We start from the raw sequence: 17,784 nt of genomic DNA, 5'->3' as shown, positions 1-17,784 counted from the left end.
GTGTTCTGCGTCACCAAGCATGGCGCATGTCGCTCCGATCATATGAGGAGGGGGTGTGCCGAGGTGTGCCGTGCGGGGCCATTCGTACCGGACGGTCACCGGGCGGGCCCGGCGACGGGAGCCCGCGGGCGGTCATCGGTGGAACGCCTGTCCGTCCTGCTCGAACAGGGAATCGCCCACCGCCGTACGGGCGTACAGGACGGCGTGCCCGGCGCGGTGGGCGCTGGTCAGACCCGCGGTGCGCAGGGCGGTGAGGTGCTGCGACACGCCGGCCGCGGACAGTCCGGTGCGGCGGGCCAGCTCGGTGGTCGAGGCCGGGGCGTCCAGCTCGGCCAGCAGCCGGGCGCGGGAGCGGCCGAGGACGCCGGCCAGCGCCTCGGCGCGGTCCGTCGGGTCCGGCCGCCGCTCCCACAGCGTCGCCGCGCCGCGCGCCGGGTAGCTCAGCTGCGGCGGGTCGGGCGGCAGCACCCGGGTCAGCACCCGCGGCCAGGCGAAGGCCGAGGGCACGAGCAGCAGCCCGGCCCCGGCGTTCAGCCGGGTGACCGCGCAGTGCCGCCGCTCCAGCCGCAGCGCGGCGCCGTCCCAGCGGACCGTCCCGTGCAGCTCGTCCAGCATCCGCGCGGTGCCGTGCTCGGCGGCCTGCCGGGAGCGGTGGAAGACGTCCGCCGCGAGCAGCGCGCGGATCCGGGCCCAGTACGGGGCGAGCGCCCGCTCCCAGTACACCTCGATCTCGGCGGCCAGCCCGGGCAGTTGCCCGGCCGGGTCCCGGTGCAGCGGCTCCAGGACGGCGGGCAGCCGGCCGCCCGCCTCGGCGGCCAGGATGTCGAGGTCGGCCCGGACCTGCCCGGGGGAGGTGGCGGTGATCGCGGCCAGCTCCTCGGCGAGGGAGGGGGAGAAGCCGGCCGGGGCGGGGTTGAGGAAGTCCGGCAGGTGGCCGTCGGGCGGTACCAGGGCGGCCAGCCGTTCCGTCACCGGCCCGGCGGCGTTCCGCTCGCGGACCTGCCCGGCCCAGCGGCGGTACAGCGCCGGGACGGGCGAGTGGGCGAGGGCGCGCAGGCTGGTCACCACCTCCTGCATCGGGGAGACGGCGAACCGGGTCAGCGCCAAGTCGTTGGCGGAGAAGTGCAGTTCGGTGCGCATGCGGGCCCCTCCCCGGTGGGGGCGGGGCCCCTGGCTGCCAGGATTCGGCCCCAGCTTAATCACTGGTCGGGGCCGTCGGCCGGGCCGCAGGATGCCCGTGACCCCACCGATCCGTACGAAAGCCGGTGCCTCCATGTCCACCACGCCTGCCATCTCCGTCACCCGCGGCCGGGCGCTGCGGCTGCGCGAGCTGATCGCGGACGGCGTGCTCGTCCTGCCCAACGCCTGGGACGCGGGCAGCGCCGCGGTGATCGCCTCGGCCGGCGCCCGGGCGGTCGCCACCACCAGCGGCGGCGTCTCCTGGTCGCTCGGGCACGGCGACGGCCAGCGGCTCGACCGGGCGGCGGCGGTTGAGGCGGCCCGGCGGATCGCCGCGGCGGTGGACCTGCCGGTCACCGTGGACGCCGAGGGCGGCTACGGGCCGGGGCCCGCCGACGTGGCGCGGACGGTGGCGGCCCTGGTCGACGCCGGTGCGGCGGGCGTCAACCTGGAGGACTCGACGGCCGTCGGCGGACCGCTCTTCCCGGTGGCCGAGCAGGCCGAGCGGCTGCGCGCGGCCCGTACCGCGGCGGCGGACGCCGGGCTGCCCGAGCTGGTGGTCAACGCCCGCACCGACGTCTTCCTGTTCGGGCTGGGCGGGCTCGACGACGTGCTGGTCCGGGCCGAGGCCTACGCCGGGGCGGGCGCCGACGGCCTGTTCGTGCCCGGGCTGCTGGACCTCGACGCCCTCGCCGACCTGTGCGCCCGCTCCCCGCTGCCGGTCAACGCGATGGCCGTCGCGGGCGGACCGGGCGTCGCCGAGCTCGCCGCCGCGGGGGTGCGGCGAGTCAGCGTCGGCACCGGGCTCGCCCAGCTCGCGTACACCGCGGCCCGCCGCGCGGCCGCCGAACTGCTCGGCGCCGGAACGCTGACGGAGTTCGACGGGTCGCTCGGCTTCGGGGAGCTGAACGGCCTGTACCGAGGCTGACGGGCCGTCCTCGAACGCGCGTCCGCGGGGTGACGCGGGCGTCAGGCGTAGAACTTCAGCAGCTCCGGCGCCAGCACCTCGGGCGCCACCTCGTGGGTCTGGCCCTCCAGGGTCCGGTACTCGGCGCCCGGCAGGGCCGCCGCCACCGCGCGGGCCGGGGCACGCAGTTGCTCCGGGCTGGCGCCGCCGTCCAGGACCAGGACCGGCAGGTCGAGCGCGGCCAGCAGGCCGGCCGGGACGGCCGCGCCGGTCTCGACCGCGAGCGCCGCCGCGTCGTACGCCAGCGTCGGCGCGACCGTCTCGAACAGCGGCCACACCGGGGCGCCGCGCATGCCGTCCACCATCTCCGCCGGCATCCCGACGTAGCCCATGAAGGCCGCGACGGCGTCCCCGCGGCGTCCCTCGGCGAGCGTCGCCGTCAGTTCGTCGACGTACCGGCCGAAGCGCTCGCGCTGCTCCTCCCCGGTGCTGAACGGCGGCTCGTAGACGGCGAGCCGGGTGATGCCGATGTCCGCGGCGGCGGCCCGCAGGGCGAGCGCGGCGCCCGAGGAGAGGGCGAGGACGCGAGCCGAACCGCCCGCCGCCGCGATGACGGCGGCCAGGTCCTCGATCTCGCGCTCCACCGCGAACGGGGCGGTGTCCCCACTGGTGCCGCGCCCGCGCCGGTCGTACGTCCACACGGTGTGGTGGCCCGCCAGCTGCTCGGCGATCGCGGCGCCCGGCCCGAAGCCGCGGTGGCACATCGCGCCGTCGACCAGCACGACCGCCGGGCCGGAGCCGGTGACGGAGCAGGCGAGGACGGTGCCGTCGGTGGAGACCACGGGGTTCATGGGGTTTTCCTTCTGTCGTACGGGTCGGTCATGGAGGTAGACCGGGGTGCGCCGCGGAACTCATCGCTCCGGCCGGGACTTTTTCCGGCGGTCCGGCCGAGCATATATTTCACGGATAAATTATCTGCTAACCTTTTTTGCATGGTCACAACCGCCCAGTTCCGTCAGGCACTTCGGGTCGGTCCGGCCGGGGACGGCTGGCACAAGCCCGCGCTCAGCGCCGTGGTCACCCTCGGCGCGCTCAACCTCGCCCTGCTCGGCCTCGGCCGGCTCGACCTCGCCCTCTACACCTCGGCCGGTGGCCTCGGCGCGCTGTACGGGCACGGGCTGCCGTACCGGGCCCGGGCCCGGATGCTGGCCGGCGTGCTGCTCGGCACCGTGCTCAGCACCGGCGCCGCCCTCACCGCCGCCGCGCTGACCCGCGACGCCGTCGTCCTGGTCGCGGTGGCCGCGGTGCTCGCCGCCCTGCACAGACTGCTCTGTGACGCGGCCCGGGTCGGCCCGCCCGGCAGTCTGATCATCACCTTCACCTCCGCCAGCTGTGCCTTCGTCCCGCAGCGGATGTCCGAGGTCCCCCCGCACCTGGCGCTCACCGCGCTCGGCGCCGTACTGGCCTGGCTGGTCTGCATGGCCCCGGCCGTGGCGCGCCCGTACGGGCCGGAGCGGATCGCCACCGCCCGCGCCCTGGAAGCCGCCGCCAGGCTGCTGCGGACCGGGCCCGGCCGGCCGGACGCCGTAGCCCGTACCGCCCTGGTCGGCGCGGTCGAGGCGGCCTGGCAGAGCCTCGCGCTCTCCACCCCCGCCCGGCGGCGCGCCCTCGGCGACGCGCCCGAGCGGCTGCTGGTGCGGGCGGAGACCGCGCTGGCCGACTCGGCCCGGCCCGAGGACGCCGCGCGGTACCTCGGCTGGGCCCGCGACCTTCGGCGCGGCCGCCGGCTGCCGTCGCTCGACCTCGCCGAGGCGGAGGCGGCCGAACCGGCCGCCCGCCGTCCCGGCCCCCGGCCGCCGCTGCGCCGGGCACTGCGGCCCGGCTCGGCACTGCTGCCGATCGCCCTGCGGGTCGCGGTCGGCTGTGCCACCGCCGGGTGGCTCTCGCTGGCGCTCGGCGTCGGCCGGCCGTACTGGGCGGTCGTCACCGCGGCCTCGGTGTTCCAGGCCAACAGCACGCTGTCCTGGCAACGCGCGCTGCAGCGGGTGCTGGGCAACCTGCTCGGTCTGCTGCTGTTCACCGCCGCGCTGCCGGTCGCGCACTCGGGCCCGGTGGCACTGATCGGGCTCGGGCTGCTCTGCCAGTTCGGCGCGGAGGCGACGATCGCCCGCAGCTACTGGCTGGCGACGGTCTTCGTCACCCCGCTGGCACTGCTGATGACCGAGTTCGCCGGCCCGCAGCGGGCCGGGCTGCTGATCGGCGACCGCTGGCTGGACACCTGCGTCGGCGCGGTCACCGGCCTCGCGGCCTGCCTGCTGGTCACCAACCGCCGCACCGCCGCCCGGCTGACCCGTGCCCTGGCCGGAGCCGAGGCCGCCGGCCACCGGGCGCTGGCCGCCGTCGCCGCCGCGAACGCTCCGGAGGCCCACGCCGCCCGCACCGGCCTCGCCGCCGCCCTGCTGGAACTGCGCGAGGCCACCGACGCCGCCGCCGGCGAGTGGCGCCGCCCAGCCCTCCCGCACCAGCGCGCCACCGCCACCGAGCAGCAGGCCCACCTGCTGCTGGCCGCCCTGCTGGAACGCCGTACCCACGGGGCCCTGCCGGACACGCCCTAGGATTCAGACGACCGGCAGGCCGCAGAACGGGAGCAGCACGCGTGGAGGACGTCGTCGCAGGTGTGCTGCGCCAGTGGGAACGGGCCTACCCGGGGCTGGACACCGGCCCGATCGCCGTCCTCGGCCGGATCAACCGCTGCGCCGCACTGCTCCAGCAGACCCCCGACCCGCTCACCCGGGCCGGCCTCACCCGTGCGGAGTTCGACATCCTCGGCGCCCTGCGCCGCCTCGACCGCGAACTGACCCCCACCCAACTGGCCCGGGAGAGCTTCGCCTCGGGTGCCGCCGTCACCAAGCGCCTGCGGCTGCTGGAGGAGCGTGGCCTGGTCAGGCGGCGCACCGACGACCGGGACCGCCGGGTCGCCCACCTCGCGCTCACCGAGGAGGGCCGGACCCTGGTGGACGGCCTGATCCAGGAACTCGTCGCCTACGACCGGGCCCTGCTGGCCGGTCTCACCCCCGCCGAGCAGGACCGCCTCGCCGAGTCCCTCAGCGGCCTGCTGAACAGCCTCGAGGGAACGATCGGCCGCACCCTCGGCTGAGCCGCCGGCCGGTGGCACGGCATCGGGAACGCCGCTCCGACGGAGAACCGTGCTCTTGACGTCATCGCGAGCCCCGCTCCGGGCGGATCGGCCGGAAATCCGTTCGTTGGCGAAGGAAGGCTCCGGCGGACCTCGTTTCGGGCCGCCCACGGACGGATCCGGGCAAACGCGCGGCCCGTCAACCCGATGGCGCGGGGTCACCGGAACGGGGCGGAGCCAGGGCAGCCGGCCCATCCCCTCGGCGATCGACCCACCACCTGTCAGGTGACGGCCACGGGCGGAGTTCATCGGACAACAGCCCATGCCAGGGCGGGTTTCCGTGCTTGATCGGCCCCAAGCGGTCCGCCGGTCGGCGTAGCCTTCGTGCATGGCAGAGAGCAAGGTCCGGAAGGCCGCGGCGCAGAGGCCGGTGGCGAAGAAGGCGGCGGCGAGGCCGAGGAAACCGGAATCGCGCCTGGCGATGGTGCGGCGGGCCCGGCGGATCAACCGTGAGCTGGCGGAGCTGTACCCGTACGCGCACCCGGAGCTGGACTTCGAGAACCCGTTCCAGCTGCTGGTGGCCACCGTGCTGTCGGCGCAGACCACCGACCTGCGGGTGAACCAGACCACCCCGGCGCTGTTCGCGAAGTACCCGACGCCGGAGGACATGGCGGCGGCGAACCCGGAGGAGCTGGAGGAGATCATCCGCCCGACCGGCTTCTTCCGGAACAAGGCGAAGTCGCTCCTCGGCCTCTCGGCGGCGCTGCGCGACGAGTTCGGCGGCGAGGTCCCCGGGCGGCTGGCCGACCTGGTGACCCTGCCCGGCGTCGGCCGCAAGACCGCCAACGTCGTCCTCGGCAACGCCTTCGGTGTCCCCGGCATCACCGTGGACACCCACTTCGGGCGGCTGGCCCGGCGGTTCGGCTGGACCACCGAGGAGGACCCGGTGAAGGTCGAGGCGGCCGTCGCCGAGATCTTCCCGAAGTCGGAGTGGACGATGCTCTCGCACCGGGTGGTCTTCCACGGCCGCCGGATCTGCCACTCCCAGCGGCCCGCCTGCGGCGCCTGCCCGATCGCGCCGCTCTGCCCCTCGTACGGCGAGGGGGAGACCGACCCGGAGAAGGCCCGCAAGCTGTTGAAGTACGAGATGGGCGGCCATCCCGGGCAGCGGCTGCGGCCGCCGGCCGACTTCCCCGGTGAGGCGGCCGCCCGAGCGGACGCCGCCGTCCACCACGGCCGGGTCGCGGACCTGGCGGTGGACGCGTGAGCGGGCGGTGGGGGCACCCCGGGCCGGACGCCGGGGGAGTCGTGCGGGGCATCGAGCCGGACGGGCTGCCGTCCTGGCTGCAACCGGTCCGGGAGGCGGCCGAGCGGGTGCTGCCGGAGCAGCTGAGCCGCTTCCTGCCGCCGGTCGAGGGCGGCCGGCCGGCGGCCGTGCTGATGCTCTTCGGCGAGGGGCCGCAGGGGCCGGACCTGCTGCTGATCGAGCGGGCCCGCTCGCTGCGCTCGCACGCCGGGCAGCCGTCCTTCCCGGGCGGGGTGCTGGACCCGGAGGACGGCGATCCGAACGGCCCGGGCCCGATCGCGGCGGCGCTGCGCGAGGCCTGGGAGGAGACCGGTCTGGACCCGGCCGGGGTGCAGGTGTTCGCGGAACTGCCCCGGCTGTTCATCCCGGTCAGCAGCTTCGTGGTGACCCCGGTGCTCGGCTGGTGGCGCGAGGAGACTCCGGTGCGCCCGGTGGACACGGCCGAGACCGGCGCGGTGTTCCGGGTCACCATCGCGGAGCTGGCCGACCCGGCGAACCGGGTGCGGCTGCGCCACCCGTCCGGGCACATCGGGCCGGCCTTCGCGGTCGCCGGGCGGCTGGTCTGGGGCTTCACCGCCGGGGTGATCGACCGGGTGCTGCACCACAGCGGCCTGGAGCTGCCCTGGGACCCGTCCCGGATCGTCGACCTCTCGGACGAGGCGCTGGCGCTGGTCCAGGGGGACCTCGAACACTCCCGGGTGCTGCCGGGCGGCGACGCCGACGCTTCGTGACCGCTCGTCGGCGCGTCCGGCGCGCGGCCCGTGGGAGGGTGTCCGAGTGAACGTCCTGGATGTGCTGTTGATCGCCGCGGCCGTGGCATTCGCCGTGTCGGGCTACCGGCAGGGCTTCGTGGTCGGCGTGCTCTCGCTGATCGGCTTCCTCGGCGGCGGCCTGATCGCCGTCGAGCTGCTGCCGCTGCTGCTGCTCGACCACATCGGCCCGGGCACCACGGCCTCGGTGGTGGCCGTCGTGGTGGTGATCGTCCTCGCCGCGGTCGGCCAGGCGATCACCGCCCACTTCGGCTGGAAGCTGCGCGGGCACATCGGTCGCCGCCCCGCCCGGGTGCTGGACGCGAGCGGCGGCGCGGTGGTGAACGTCGTCTCGATGCTGCTGGTGGCCTGGCTGATCGGGTCCGCGCTGGCCGGGGCGTCGCTCCCGACGGTCTCCAAGCAGGTCCGTTCCTCGGCCGTCCTCGGCGGGGTGCAGAACGCGCTGCCCAGCGACGCGCCGAACTGGTTCTCGGACTTCTCCAAGGTGCTCGCTCGCAACGGCTTCCCGCAGGTCTTCAACCCCTTCGAGCACGAGCCGATCACCCAGGTCGACAGCCCCGACCCGGCGCTGGCCGCCAGCCCCGCGGTGGCACGGGCCCGGCAGAGCCTGGTCAAGGTGGTCGGCACGGCGACCTCCTGCGGCAAGACCCTGGAGGGCAGCGGCTTCGTGTTCGCCCCGCACCGGGTGATGACCAACGCCCACGTGGTCGGCGGGGTCAACGAGCCGACCGTGCAGGTCGGCGGCGTCGGCCAGCTGTACGACGCGACGGTGGTCCGCTACGACTGGCAGCGCGACATCGCCGTCCTGGACGTGCCCAAGCTGAACGCGCCCGCCCTGGCCTTCGCGGGCGAGGCGAAGACCAACGACAGCGCGATCGTGGCCGGCTTCCCGGAGAACGGCGCCTTCAACGTCCAGCCGGCCCGCATCCGCGGCCGGATCCAGGCCAACGGCCCGGACATCTACCACCGCGGCCAGGTGGTCCGGGACGTCTACTCGGTGCGCTCGGTGGTCCGCCAGGGCAACAGCGGCGGCCCGCTGCTCACCCCGGACGGCGAGGTGTACGGCGTGGTCTTCGCCAAGTCCCTGGACAGCGCGGACACCGGCTACGTGCTGACCGCGGCCGAGGTGCGCCAGGACGCCGAGCAGGGCGGCGCCGCGACCGCCCGGGTGGACACCCAGGGCTGCGCGCTCTGACCGCGGGGGCCGGGAACGGCGTGGATCACCGTCGTCGGCCTGGCCGCGCTCGGCACCTTCGGGATGAACGGACCAAGGTGCCGGTGCCGATCATGTCGGTGGCGACCTTCGTCCCGCTCTGGTTCACCGCGCTGTAGCCGACGGTCGTGAACTGAGCGCCGCTGCCGAGCGCCGTCTCAGGTCTCGCGCCGCAGCCGAGCGCCCACCCAGCGGGCGCGTCGACCGAGGATGCGGGGGATGCCGAGCTGCCGCCGCTCCGTGCGCTGACGGCCGTCCGGGCCGTCGAAACCGAGGTCGTCCGCCCGGTCGGGCCGGTGGGCGGAGCGCTGAGGGCTGTTGTGACGTCGGCCGCGCGGGGCGCCGCCGCTTTCGGGCATCCAACTCATACCGGAAGGGATGCCCCTGGGCCGGTGGAGGTAACCGCCCGGCCCTCGCCGAAATTGGCCTATGCGGTTGTCATATGAGCATCAAAATAAGGGAGTTGGGTCCGAAGGCCCTTCCGGTCGACCGCACGTACGGCCGTGTCCGGCACCGTCTCCGGTCACTCCTTGTGACGGCCGATCCAGTCCAGCAGCTCGGCGGTGAACTCCTCCGGCGCCTCCTCGTGCGGGAAGTGCCCGACCCCGGGCATCAGCCGCCAGCGGTACGGTGCCGCCACGTACTCGCCGCCGCCGAGCGCGGTGTGCGACAGCAGCACCGGGTCCGCGGCGCCCTGGACGTGCAGAGTCGGCGCGGTGATCGGCTTCTTCATCCGCCGGGCGAACTGGATGCCGTCCGGCCGGGCCATCGAGCGCAGCAGCCAGCGGTACGGCTCGATCGAGCAGTGCGCCGTGCTGGGGATCTGGATCGCCTGCCGGTACGCGTGCACGGCGGCCTCGTCGAGGCCGTTCGGGCCGGTCCAGGAGTTCAGGTACTGGCCGACCAGCTCGGCGTCGTCGGCCACCAGGCGGCGTTCCGGTATCCACGGCCGCTGGAAGCCCAGCACGTGCTCGAAGGCGGCGAACTGCCGGCGGTCGGTCAGCAGTGCCCGGCGCAGGTCCCTCGGGTGCGCGGCGGAGACCGCGGTCAGGCTCTGGATGACGGACGGTCGCATCACCGCCGCCACCCAGGACAGGGTGCCGCCGGAGGCGTGCCCGACCAGGTGCGCCCGGCGTTCGCCCAGCGAGCGGATCACCCCGGTGATGTCCAGGGCGAGGTTGCCCGGGTCGTACCCGCGCGGGGTGCGGTCGCTGCCGCCGATGCCGCGCAGGTCGAGCGCCACCGCCCGGTAGCCGGCCTCGGCGAGGGCGGTCAGCTGGTGGCGCCAGGCCCACCAGTACTCGGGCCAGCCGTGCACCAGCAGCACCAGCGGGCCGGAGCCCAGCTCGGCGATGTGGAAGCGGGCGCCGTTGGCCGCGAGGTCGCGGTGCGTCCACGGGCCGGGCTGCCGGATGCTCCAGGCCTCGCCGCCCGCCGCCGGGGCCCCGGCGGAGGCCGCTTCGCGGGGCTCGCCCGCGGGCTCCCGCGCGGGTGCCAGGCCGGTGCCCTCGGGGGCGGCGCCGGGGCCTTCGGGGCCGGCGGGGCCTTCGGGGGTGAGTCCGGCGCCGGAGTCGGGGCCGGGGTCGGCGGACGGCTGCGCGGGCACGGGCTTCTGGTCAAGCGGCATACCGAGAGCGTGTCACATCCGCGCGCCGGACACGTGCCCGGCACTCGTTGTCGGCGGGTCCGGCGCCCGCCGACGCCGGTCGCGGGCGCCGGTCGCGGGCGCCGGTCGCGGGATCGGGTTGTGGAAGCCCGTGAATGGGTCGCCGGTTACGGAACGCCGGTTAGCGGAACGCCGGTTACGGGATGCGGCCGAGGGCCCGGTCGATCTCCTCCTGGGTGGCCGGACGCGGCCGGGCGTTCTTCAGCACGTCGGCGGTCTTCTGGGCGCCCTCGATGGTGCGGACCGGCTTCTCGATCTTCTTGAACGAGCGCCAGGCCAGCATCCCGAGCAGGACCGCGAGCAGCAGGTAGGCGCCCGCCACGATCAGGAAGGACCAGCCCAGCGACAGGCCCAGGGCGTGGATGCCGAAGGCCGCCGCGGCGCTCAGCATCGGGATGGAGAACAGCGCCACCACGCCGGCGACGATCAGTGAGACGCCGCCGGAGACGCCGCGCTTGACGTCCGCCCGGATCTCGGCCTTGGCGAGCGCGATCTCGTCGTGGACCAGCGCGGACAGGTCGGCGGTGGCCGCCGCGAACAGCTGCCCCACCGAACGCTCGCCCTCGTAGGGCGCCCGGCCGTTGCTGGACGGGTCTGCGGCTCCTGCGGGCATCAGCGGTTCTCCTCTGCGGCTGTACGGCGTGACGCCGCCGCGGGTCTGCGGTTCCGGGGCCGGTGGGGGGTCCGGAGGCGTCTGTGGGTTGTCGACAGTTCAGAATCATGCCCCTACCGGTCAGTCGGACACCACTCCGGGGCCCCGGCGGAGGGACGTGTCCCGGCGGCCGGAAGGCACCCGGACGCCTCCGGTGGGGCCGCCGACCGCTGTTGTCGGGGTGTTCCGGACGTTCCTTCCGGTGCCCTCAGGGTGCCTTCCGGAGGGCCGCTCCGGAGTTTTCGGCCGGGGTGCCTCGGCCCGGGTGCCTCGGTCGTGGTGCCTCGGCCGGGCCATGGCGGCCCGGCCGTCCCGCCGCCTCAGCCGGACTGTCCGGGCCGGCCCTGGTGACCGGTGCCGGTGCCGGGGCCGGGGCCGGTGCTGAGGTCGGGGCCGGTGCTGAGGTCGGGGCTGGTGCCGAGGTCGGGGTCGAGACCACTGCCGGGGTCGGCTGCCCCGCCGGCCGCCGGGCGGGCCGACTCGCCGACCCTCGCCCGCCAAGCCGGGTCGTCCTCCTGGTACACGTCCGGGATGCCGTCCCCGTCCACGTCCCGGTCCTCCTCCTCGCACAGCGCGCGGTAGTGCCGGTTGCGCAGCTTCAGCAGCACCGTGGCGACCACCGCGGAGATCACCGAGCCGACCAGCACGGCCGTCTTGGCCCGGGCGGCGAGCGCCGGGTCGTCCGGGAAGGCGAGTTCGCTGATCAGCAGCGAGACGGTGAAACCTATGCCCGCGAGCACCGAGACGGCGAACATGTCGGCCCACTTGAGCCGCGGGTTCAGCTCGGCCCTGGTGAACCGGGCGGTCAGCCAGGCGCCGCCGAACACGCCCACCGACTTGCCGACCAGCAGACCGATCACGATGCCGATCGGGGCGGCCTGGGTGAACACCTCGCGCAGCTTCGGACCGGAGACGGCCACCCCGGCCGAGAACAGTGCGAACAGCGGGACGGCCAGGCCGGCCGAGAGCGGGCGGACCAGGTGCTCGATGTGCTCGCCGGGGGAGTGCTGCTCGTCGCCCTCCCGGTGGCAGCGCAGCATCAGGCCCATCGCGACGCCCGCGACCGTGGCGTGGACGCCGCTCTCGTGCATCAGCGCCCAGGTCACCACGGCCAGCGGTACGAAGAGGTACCAGCCGTGGACGCCGCGCCGGTGCAGGAACCAGAACAGCACCAGCCCGGCGAAGGCCAGGCCGAGCGCCCAGAACTTGATGCCGTGGCTGTAGAAGATCGCGATGATCAGGATCGCGATCAGGTCGTCGACCACCGCCAGGGTCAGCAGGAAGGCGCGCAGCGCGGACGGCAGGTGGCTGCCGACCACGGCCAGCACACCGAGCGCGAAGGCGATGTCGGTGGCGGTCGGGATCGCCCAGCCGCCGGGGTGTCCGCCGCTGCCGGAGTTCACCAGGGCGAAGAGGATCGCGGGCAGCGCCACCCCGCAGACGGCGGCCGCCACGGGCAGCAGTGCCGCACTGGGCGTACGCAGCTCACCGGCGACGAACTCGCGCTTGAGCTCGATCCCGGCGACGAAGAAGAAGATCGTCAGCAGGCCGTCCTTGGCCCAGGTGGCCAGGGAGAGGTCGAGGTGGAGCGGGGCGGAGGGGCCGACGGTGTAGTCGAGCGCGCTCTGGTAGGAGTGCGGCCAGGCGTTGGCCCAGATCAGCGCGATGACGGCGGCGCCCAGCAGCAGCATGCCGCCGACCGTCTCGGTGCGCAGGGCGTCGGTGACGAAGGTGCGCTCGGGCAGTGAGAGCCGACCGAGGAATTGCCGGCGGCGGGTCGTCGGCTCGTGGACGGGCGGCTGGTCGGTCACGGGGGACCTCCTGGGGCTGGGAGCGGCAACGGATGCACGGGTGGTGCAGTTGCCGACCAGACTTCCCGGCGCGCCCTGTGACGCCCGCGATGCCCGTCGAGGGATCTTGATGCGTCCTTAATAGTTTAGCGGGACGTTCAGGTGACATCCGGATTGTCCTATTCAAGGACTTAAGCCCTGCCAGCCGGTTCTGCACTCCGGAGGAGTAGCGGCTGGTCCGATCGGTGGTCCGGTGTCCCTCGGGAGCTGACGAGACGGCTGTGCCCCGCGCGGTGGTCACCGCTCGGGGCACAGCCGTTGTCTCAGTGGCGCTCGGCCGTTACCGGCCTGTGGCGGCTGCCCGCCGGCCGTTACCGGCTCGGTGGTCTTCAGCCGTTGCCGTTGTCCGAGGCCGGCAGCTGGGCCTGGATCTGGCTCATCACCGTGCTGTCGGCCAGGGTGGTGGTGTCACCGACCTCGCGGCCCTCGGCGATGTCGCGCAGCAGCCGGCGCATGATCTTGCCGGAGCGGGTCTTCGGCAGCTCGCCGACCACCTTGATCTGCTTCGGCTTGGCGATCGGGCCGAGCGTGCGGCCGACGTGCGCCCGCAGCTCCTCGACCAGCTCGGGGCTCTCGGTGGCGCCGCCGCGCAGGATCACGAAGGCGACGATGGCCTGACCGGTGGTGGCGTCGGTCGCGCCGACCACGGCGGACTCGGCCACGGACGGGTGGCCGACCAGGGCCGACTCGACCTCGGTGGTGGAGATGTTGTGGCCCGAGACGAGCATGACGTCGTCCACCCGGCCGAGCAGCCAGATGTCCCCGTCCTCGTCCTTCTTGGCGCCGTCACCGGCGAAGTAGCGGCCCTCGAAGCGCGACCAGTAGGTGTCGACGTAGCGCTGGTCGTCACCCCAGATGGTGCGGAGCATGGACGGCCACGGCTCGGTGAGCACCAGGTACCCGCCGGAGCCGTTCGGCACCTCGGCGGCGTTGTCGTCCACCACGGTGGCCGCGATGCCCGGCAGGGCGCGCTGGGCCGAGCCCGGCTTGGTCTCGGTGACGCCCGGCAGCGGGCTGATCATGATGGCGCCGGTCTCGGTCTGCCACCAGGTGTCCACGATGGGGCACTTGCCGCCGCCGATGTGCTCGCGGTACCAGACCCACGCCTCGGGGTTGATCGGCTCGCCGACGCTGCCCAGCACCCGCAGCGAGGACAGGTCGAACTTCGCGGGGATGTCGTCGCCCCACTTCATGAAGGTGCGGATCGCGGTCGGCGCGGTGTAGAGGATGGTCACGCCGTACTTCTGGACGATCTCCCAGAACCGGCCCTGGTGCGGGGTGTCCGGGGTGCCCTCGTAGATGACCTGGGTGGCGCCGTTGGAGAGCGGGCCGTAGACGATGTACGAGTGGCCGGTGACCCAGCCGATGTCGGCGGTGCACCAGTAGACGTCGGTCTCCGGCTTGAGGTCGAAGACGGCGTGGTGGGTGTAGCTGGCCTGGGTGAGGTAGCCGCCGGAGGTGTGCAGGATGCCCTTGGGCTTACCGGTGGTGCCCGAGGTGTAGAGGATGAACAGCGGGTGCTCGGCGTCGTGCGCCTCGGGGGTGTGCTCGGTGGACTGGCGCGCGGTGACCTCGTGCCACCAGACGTCGCGGCCCTCGGTCCACGGGATGTCCTGCCCGGTGCGGCGGACCACCAGGACGTGCTCGACGCCGTCGGCCTTGGTGAGCGCCTCGTCGATGGCCGGCTTCAGGGCGGAGGGCTTGCCCCGGCGGTAGCCGCCGTCTGCGGTGATGACGATCTTGGCCTGGGCGTCCTGGATGCGGGAGGCGACGGCGTCGGAGGAGAAGCCGCCGAAGACCACCGAGTGGGTGGCGCCGATCCGGGCGCAGGCGAGCATCGCGACGACCGCCTCGGCGATCATCGGCAGGTAGACGGCGACCCGGTCGCCCTTGCGGACACCGAGCTCCAGCAGCGCGTTGGCCGCCTGCGAGACCTCGTTCTTGAGCTGGGCGTAGGTGATCGAACGGCCGTCGCCGGGCTCGCCCTCGAAGTGGATGGCGACCCGGTCGCCCAGGCCGTTCTCCACGTGGCGGTCGACGCAGTTGTACGCGACATTGAGCTTGCCGTCGGCGAACCACTTGGCGAAGGGCGGGTTGGACCAGTCGAGCGTCTCGGTCGGCTCGACGGCCCAGGTGAGGCGGCGGGCCTGCTCGGCCCAGAATCCCAGACGGTCCTCGGAGGCCTGCGCGTACGCGGCCGCGGTGACGTTGGCGGCTGCGGCGAGCTCTGCCGGCGGGGCGAATCGCCGCTCCTCCTTGAGCAGGTTGGCCAGGCTCTCGTTGCTCAACGCGCACTCCTCATCGAGTCATGATCGGGGGCGTTCCCGTGCGTGGGGATTGTCCCGTGTGTCCCAGCGCACAGCTCACCAGGCGAACGGGGCAGTTGACAAGAGGCTCCTGTGAATTGGTGTAGACCTTTGACCGGTGGCCGGTCGGCCTCCCGCACGGTTCGCCACGGCGGACCGGACGACCGTGCGGGGGTGGGTGGGCCCGTGCCCCGGCCCGCCCGGCGGGGACACGGACCCGGCTCTCAGGCAGCCAGTCGAGGGCCCTCCCCACTGCCCCCGACCGGGGCCCGATCGTCCTCATTCACCCGTTCGGCCGATGCTGTGTTCGGCCGGACACCGGGGTCGGCCCCGATCGGGTCCTCGGCGTGGTGTTCGATTTCGTTCGCCCGCTTCCCTGCGCGGGCCTCGACCGGGCTGAACGCCCCGGTGGCCCGGTCCAGGACGTAGGCCTGGGCCGTCGCGAAGTCGAAGTACATCCCGACCAGCCGCAGGGTGCCCTCCTCGACCCGGCGTTCCACCGCCGGGTTCGCCATCAACTGGTCCAACTGCTGGACCACGTTGGTGATGCAGAGCTGCTCCGCGACGTCCGCCGCGGTCCGGGCGGCGAACTCCGCCGGGGCCCGTCGGAGCCGGTCCAGCGAGCCGCGGCCGTTGCGCAACCAGCGGGCCAGCGGGGTGGGCGGCCCGGGTCGCTCGTGCACTCCGTCCAGCAGGGCCTGCATCGCGCCGCAGCCGGAGTGTCCGCAGACCGTGATCGAGCGCACCTCCAGCACCTCGACCGCGTACTGCACCGCGGCGGCCACCGAGTCGTCCGCTGCTCCGGGTTCGTGCGGGGCCGGCACCAGGTTGCCCACGTTGCGCACGGTGAACAGGTCGCCCGGACCACTGTTTGTGATCATGCTGGTGACCATCCGGGAGTCCGCGCAGGTCAGGAAGAGCTGGGAGGGCGTCTGGCCCTCGCGGGCCAGCCGGGCGAGTTCCGGCCGGATCAGCGGGGCGGTGTGCAGCTGGAACACCCGGACGCCGTCCAGCAGCCGGCCGTGCGGGTCCTCCTGCTGCTCGATGCAGTGGTGGCCGACCCAGGGCGTCCAGGCCCGGCAGCGGTGCTGGCCCGGGGAGCTGCCCGCGCGCACGGTGCCGTCCGGGTCGAGCACCTCGTCGTCCTGGCGCCGCGTCACCATCGAGACGCGGCCGCCCGCGTCCTGGTGCCCGGCCCGCCAGCTGTGCAGCGTCTCGTAGGCGGCGTGGTCCAGGAAGGAACCGTCGTGGACCACGGTGACCCCGGCCCCGGCCGGGATGCCGGCCAGCGCCCGGCTGAGCCGGGGCACGGTGGTGAACGTGAGCGGGCCGTGCGTCTGGACGGTGACCGTGCCGTCGGGGCCGGTCTCGACGTCCACGTGGGCGCGGGTCAGCCGGTAGAGGGCGAGCAGCATGGCGGTGACGGCGCCGATCGCGACGCCCCACAGCACGCCGGCGGCGACCACGCCGAGCACGGTGACCAGGTAGACGGGGAACTCGCGGTGCCGGTGCACGTTGCGGATGTGCGCGAAGCTCACCATCTGCAGTCCGACCACCAGCACCAGCGCGGCGAGCGCGGCCAGCGGGATCCGGCGCAGCCCGCCGGCCAGTGCCAGCGCGGCGGCCAGCGCCCAGACGCCGTGCAGCACCGAGGCCCACCTGGTCTGGCCGCCGGCCCGCACGTTGGCGGTGCTGCGCACCGCGCCACCGGCGACCGGCAGGCCGCCGACCAGCCCGCTCACCAGGTTGGCGAGGCCCTGGCCGCGCAGTTCGCGGTCGAGGTCGCCGGTGCGGCGGGACATCCGGTCGATCGCGACGGCGGACAGCAGCGACTCCACGCTGGCCACCGCGGTGACGGTGAGGACGGCGGCGAGCAGGCCGAGGACCGGTCCGTGCGGCAGCTCGGGCAGGAGCGCCTGCGGCCGCCAGGCGGGGAGCTCGATGTGGGCGAGCCGCAGGTCCAGGGCGAACACGAGGGCGGTGGCCAGCGCGACACCGGCCAGCGGGGCGGGCACCTTGGCCAGCCGGGCGCCGAACTCACCCGCGCGGCCGGGGAGTCGGCCGAGCCGTGGCCAGCCGACCAGGACGGCCACGGTCACCGCGCCGGCCAGCAGTGCGGGTGGGTGCGGGCCGGCCAACTGGCCGGGGAGGGCCAGGATGTCGGCGATCGCGGAGCTCTGCGGCGAGCCGCCGAGGACGACGTGCAGCTGTGCGATGGCGATGGTGATGCCGACCCCGGCCAGCATGCCGTGCACGATCGCGGGCGAGACGGCGAGCGCGGTCCGGGCCACCCGGCGTGCGCCGAGCAGGAGTTGGAGCAGTCCGGCGGCGACGGTGATGGCGCAGGTGGCCCGCCAGCCGTACTGGGTGATCAGCCCGGCGGTGACCACCGTCAGCGCCGCCGAGGGGCCGCTGACCTGGAGCGCTGTGCCGCCGCACAGCCCGACCACGATGCCGCCCACGGCGGCGGCGGCCAGTCCGGCGGTGAGCGGGGCGCCGGTGGCGAGCGCGATGCCGAGGGAGAAGGGCACGGCGATCAGGAAGACCACGAGGGACGCGGAGAGGTCGTGGGCCCAGCGGGCGCGCGGGCCCGGGCCGGGTGGTGCGTGGTCGGTGGTGTCGGAGGCGATGGGGGCACTGGAGATGTCGAGGGTCATGGTCTTCCCGTCTGTCCGGGGGAGCGAACGCAGTCAGGTCCGGTGGTGGGTCCGGCGTGGGGCTCCGGGGCGGATCGGCTGTCGTGGGCGCGACGGTGTGGCGGGATGGCGTGGGCGCGGCGGGGGAGTGCGGGTGTCACCG

At 74.3% G+C, this 17,784-nt stretch carries 14 protein-coding genes; 6 read left to right on the top strand and 8 right to left on the bottom strand.

The features are described 5' to 3' along the window. Window positions 1-132 precede the first annotated feature (132 nt). On the bottom strand, window positions 133-1,140 hold the full coding sequence (locus ACZ5GH_RS17260; protein ID WP_464334680.1) for an ArsR/SmtB family transcription factor: 1,008 nt from the start codon (window positions 1,138-1,140) through the stop codon (window positions 133-135). Window positions 1,141-1,273: 133 nt separating this feature from the next. On the opposite strand from ACZ5GH_RS17260, the gene ACZ5GH_RS17255 reads away from it, so the two are divergent. Next, window positions 1,274-2,107, top strand: coding sequence for an isocitrate lyase/PEP mutase family protein (locus tag ACZ5GH_RS17255; RefSeq protein ID WP_464334679.1), 834 nt, complete (start codon window positions 1,274-1,276; stop codon window positions 2,105-2,107). 41 nt (window positions 2,108-2,148) lie between these two features. On the opposite strand, the gene ACZ5GH_RS17250 is transcribed toward ACZ5GH_RS17255, so the two are convergent. Further along, window positions 2,149-2,937: an alpha/beta fold hydrolase gene (locus ACZ5GH_RS17250; protein WP_387752547.1), complete on the bottom strand. Its 789-nt coding sequence runs from the start codon at window positions 2,935-2,937 to the stop codon at window positions 2,149-2,151. 141 nt (window positions 2,938-3,078) lie between these two features. Between ACZ5GH_RS17250 and ACZ5GH_RS17245 the strand changes: the two genes are divergently transcribed. The 5 genes from ACZ5GH_RS17245 to ACZ5GH_RS17225 all read left to right on the top strand — a co-directional run bounded on the left by ACZ5GH_RS17245 (window position 3,079) and on the right by ACZ5GH_RS17225 (window position 8,493). Further along, window positions 3,079-4,701, top strand: a complete 1,623-nt coding sequence (locus tag ACZ5GH_RS17245) for an FUSC family protein (RefSeq protein WP_464334678.1) — start codon at window positions 3,079-3,081, stop codon at window positions 4,699-4,701. Window positions 4,702-4,742: 41 nt separating this feature from the next. Then, on the top strand, window positions 4,743-5,243 hold the full coding sequence (locus ACZ5GH_RS17240) for a MarR family winged helix-turn-helix transcriptional regulator (protein ID WP_464334677.1): 501 nt from the start codon (window positions 4,743-4,745) through the stop codon (window positions 5,241-5,243). A gap of 367 nt (window positions 5,244-5,610) precedes the next feature. Then, entirely contained in the window at window positions 5,611-6,489 is an 879-nt protein-coding gene (nth, locus tag ACZ5GH_RS17235; protein ID WP_387752555.1) for an endonuclease III, read from the top strand. A gap of 41 nt (window positions 6,490-6,530) precedes the next feature. Continuing rightward, complete coding sequence (locus tag ACZ5GH_RS17230; protein WP_387752557.1) at window positions 6,531-7,259, top strand: NUDIX hydrolase; 729 nt, start codon at window positions 6,531-6,533, stop codon at window positions 7,257-7,259. Between the two features lie 46 nt (window positions 7,260-7,305). After that, window positions 7,306-8,493: a MarP family serine protease gene (locus tag ACZ5GH_RS17225; RefSeq protein WP_387752560.1), complete on the top strand. Its 1,188-nt coding sequence runs from the start codon at window positions 7,306-7,308 to the stop codon at window positions 8,491-8,493. Between the two features lie 176 nt (window positions 8,494-8,669). Here the strand turns inward: ACZ5GH_RS17225 and ACZ5GH_RS17220 are convergent, their stop codons facing one another. The 6 genes from ACZ5GH_RS17220 to ACZ5GH_RS17195 form a co-directional block, all read right to left on the bottom strand. Next, window positions 8,670-8,879, bottom strand: a complete 210-nt coding sequence (locus ACZ5GH_RS17220; protein ID WP_159028462.1) for a hypothetical protein — start codon at window positions 8,877-8,879, stop codon at window positions 8,670-8,672. Window positions 8,880-9,034: 155 nt separating this feature from the next. Next, window positions 9,035-10,138, bottom strand: a complete 1,104-nt coding sequence (locus ACZ5GH_RS17215) for an alpha/beta fold hydrolase (RefSeq protein WP_387752564.1) — start codon at window positions 10,136-10,138, stop codon at window positions 9,035-9,037. 175 nt (window positions 10,139-10,313) lie between these two features. Continuing rightward, entirely contained in the window at window positions 10,314-10,790 is a 477-nt protein-coding gene (locus ACZ5GH_RS17210; RefSeq protein WP_387752568.1) for a phage holin family protein, read from the bottom strand. A 359-nt stretch (window positions 10,791-11,149) separates the two neighbouring features. Further along, on the bottom strand, window positions 11,150-12,640 hold the full coding sequence (gene nhaA, locus ACZ5GH_RS17205) for a Na+/H+ antiporter NhaA (RefSeq protein ID WP_464334676.1): 1,491 nt from the start codon (window positions 12,638-12,640) through the stop codon (window positions 11,150-11,152). Between the two features lie 368 nt (window positions 12,641-13,008). Further along, a complete protein-coding gene (gene acs, locus ACZ5GH_RS17200) occupies window positions 13,009-14,967 on the bottom strand; it encodes an acetate--CoA ligase (RefSeq protein ID WP_464334675.1) in 1,959 nt (652 codons plus the stop codon). 242 nt (window positions 14,968-15,209) lie between these two features. Then, window positions 15,210-17,642 (bottom strand): SulP family inorganic anion transporter, encoded by a 2,433-nt coding sequence (locus tag ACZ5GH_RS17195; protein ID WP_464334674.1) that lies wholly within the window; start codon window positions 17,640-17,642, stop codon window positions 15,210-15,212. Window positions 17,643-17,784: the final 142 nt, after the last annotated feature.

Source organism: Kitasatospora sp. Xyl93 (genome assembly GCF_055383135.1).
This window is presented reverse-complemented; position numbering and strand designations above follow the sequence as displayed.

Bases quoted from the DNA above. Each gene is read 5' to 3' on its own strand.
- ACZ5GH_RS17260 (WP_464334680.1), bottom strand. From the start codon at position 1,140: ATGCGCACCGAACTGCACTTCTCCGCCAACGACTTGGCGCTGACCCGG.
- ACZ5GH_RS17255 (WP_464334679.1), top strand. From the start codon at position 1,274: ATGTCCACCACGCCTGCCATCTCCGTCACCCGCGGCCGGGCGCTGCGG.
- ACZ5GH_RS17250 (WP_387752547.1), bottom strand. From the start codon at position 2,937: ATGAACCCCGTGGTCTCCACCGACGGCACCGTCCTCGCCTGCTCCGTC.
- ACZ5GH_RS17245 (WP_464334678.1), top strand. From the start codon at position 3,079: ATGGTCACAACCGCCCAGTTCCGTCAGGCACTTCGGGTCGGTCCGGCC.
- nth (WP_387752555.1), top strand. From the start codon at position 5,611: ATGGCAGAGAGCAAGGTCCGGAAGGCCGCGGCGCAGAGGCCGGTGGCG.
- ACZ5GH_RS17220 (WP_159028462.1), bottom strand. From the start codon at position 8,879: ATGAGTTGGATGCCCGAAAGCGGCGGCGCCCCGCGCGGCCGACGTCAC.
- ACZ5GH_RS17215 (WP_387752564.1), bottom strand. From the start codon at position 10,138: ATGCCGCTTGACCAGAAGCCCGTGCCCGCGCAGCCGTCCGCCGACCCC.
- ACZ5GH_RS17210 (WP_387752568.1), bottom strand. From the start codon at position 10,790: ATGCCCGCAGGAGCCGCAGACCCGTCCAGCAACGGCCGGGCGCCCTAC.
- ACZ5GH_RS17195 (WP_464334674.1), bottom strand. From the start codon at position 17,642: ATGACCCTCGACATCTCCAGTGCCCCCATCGCCTCCGACACCACCGAC.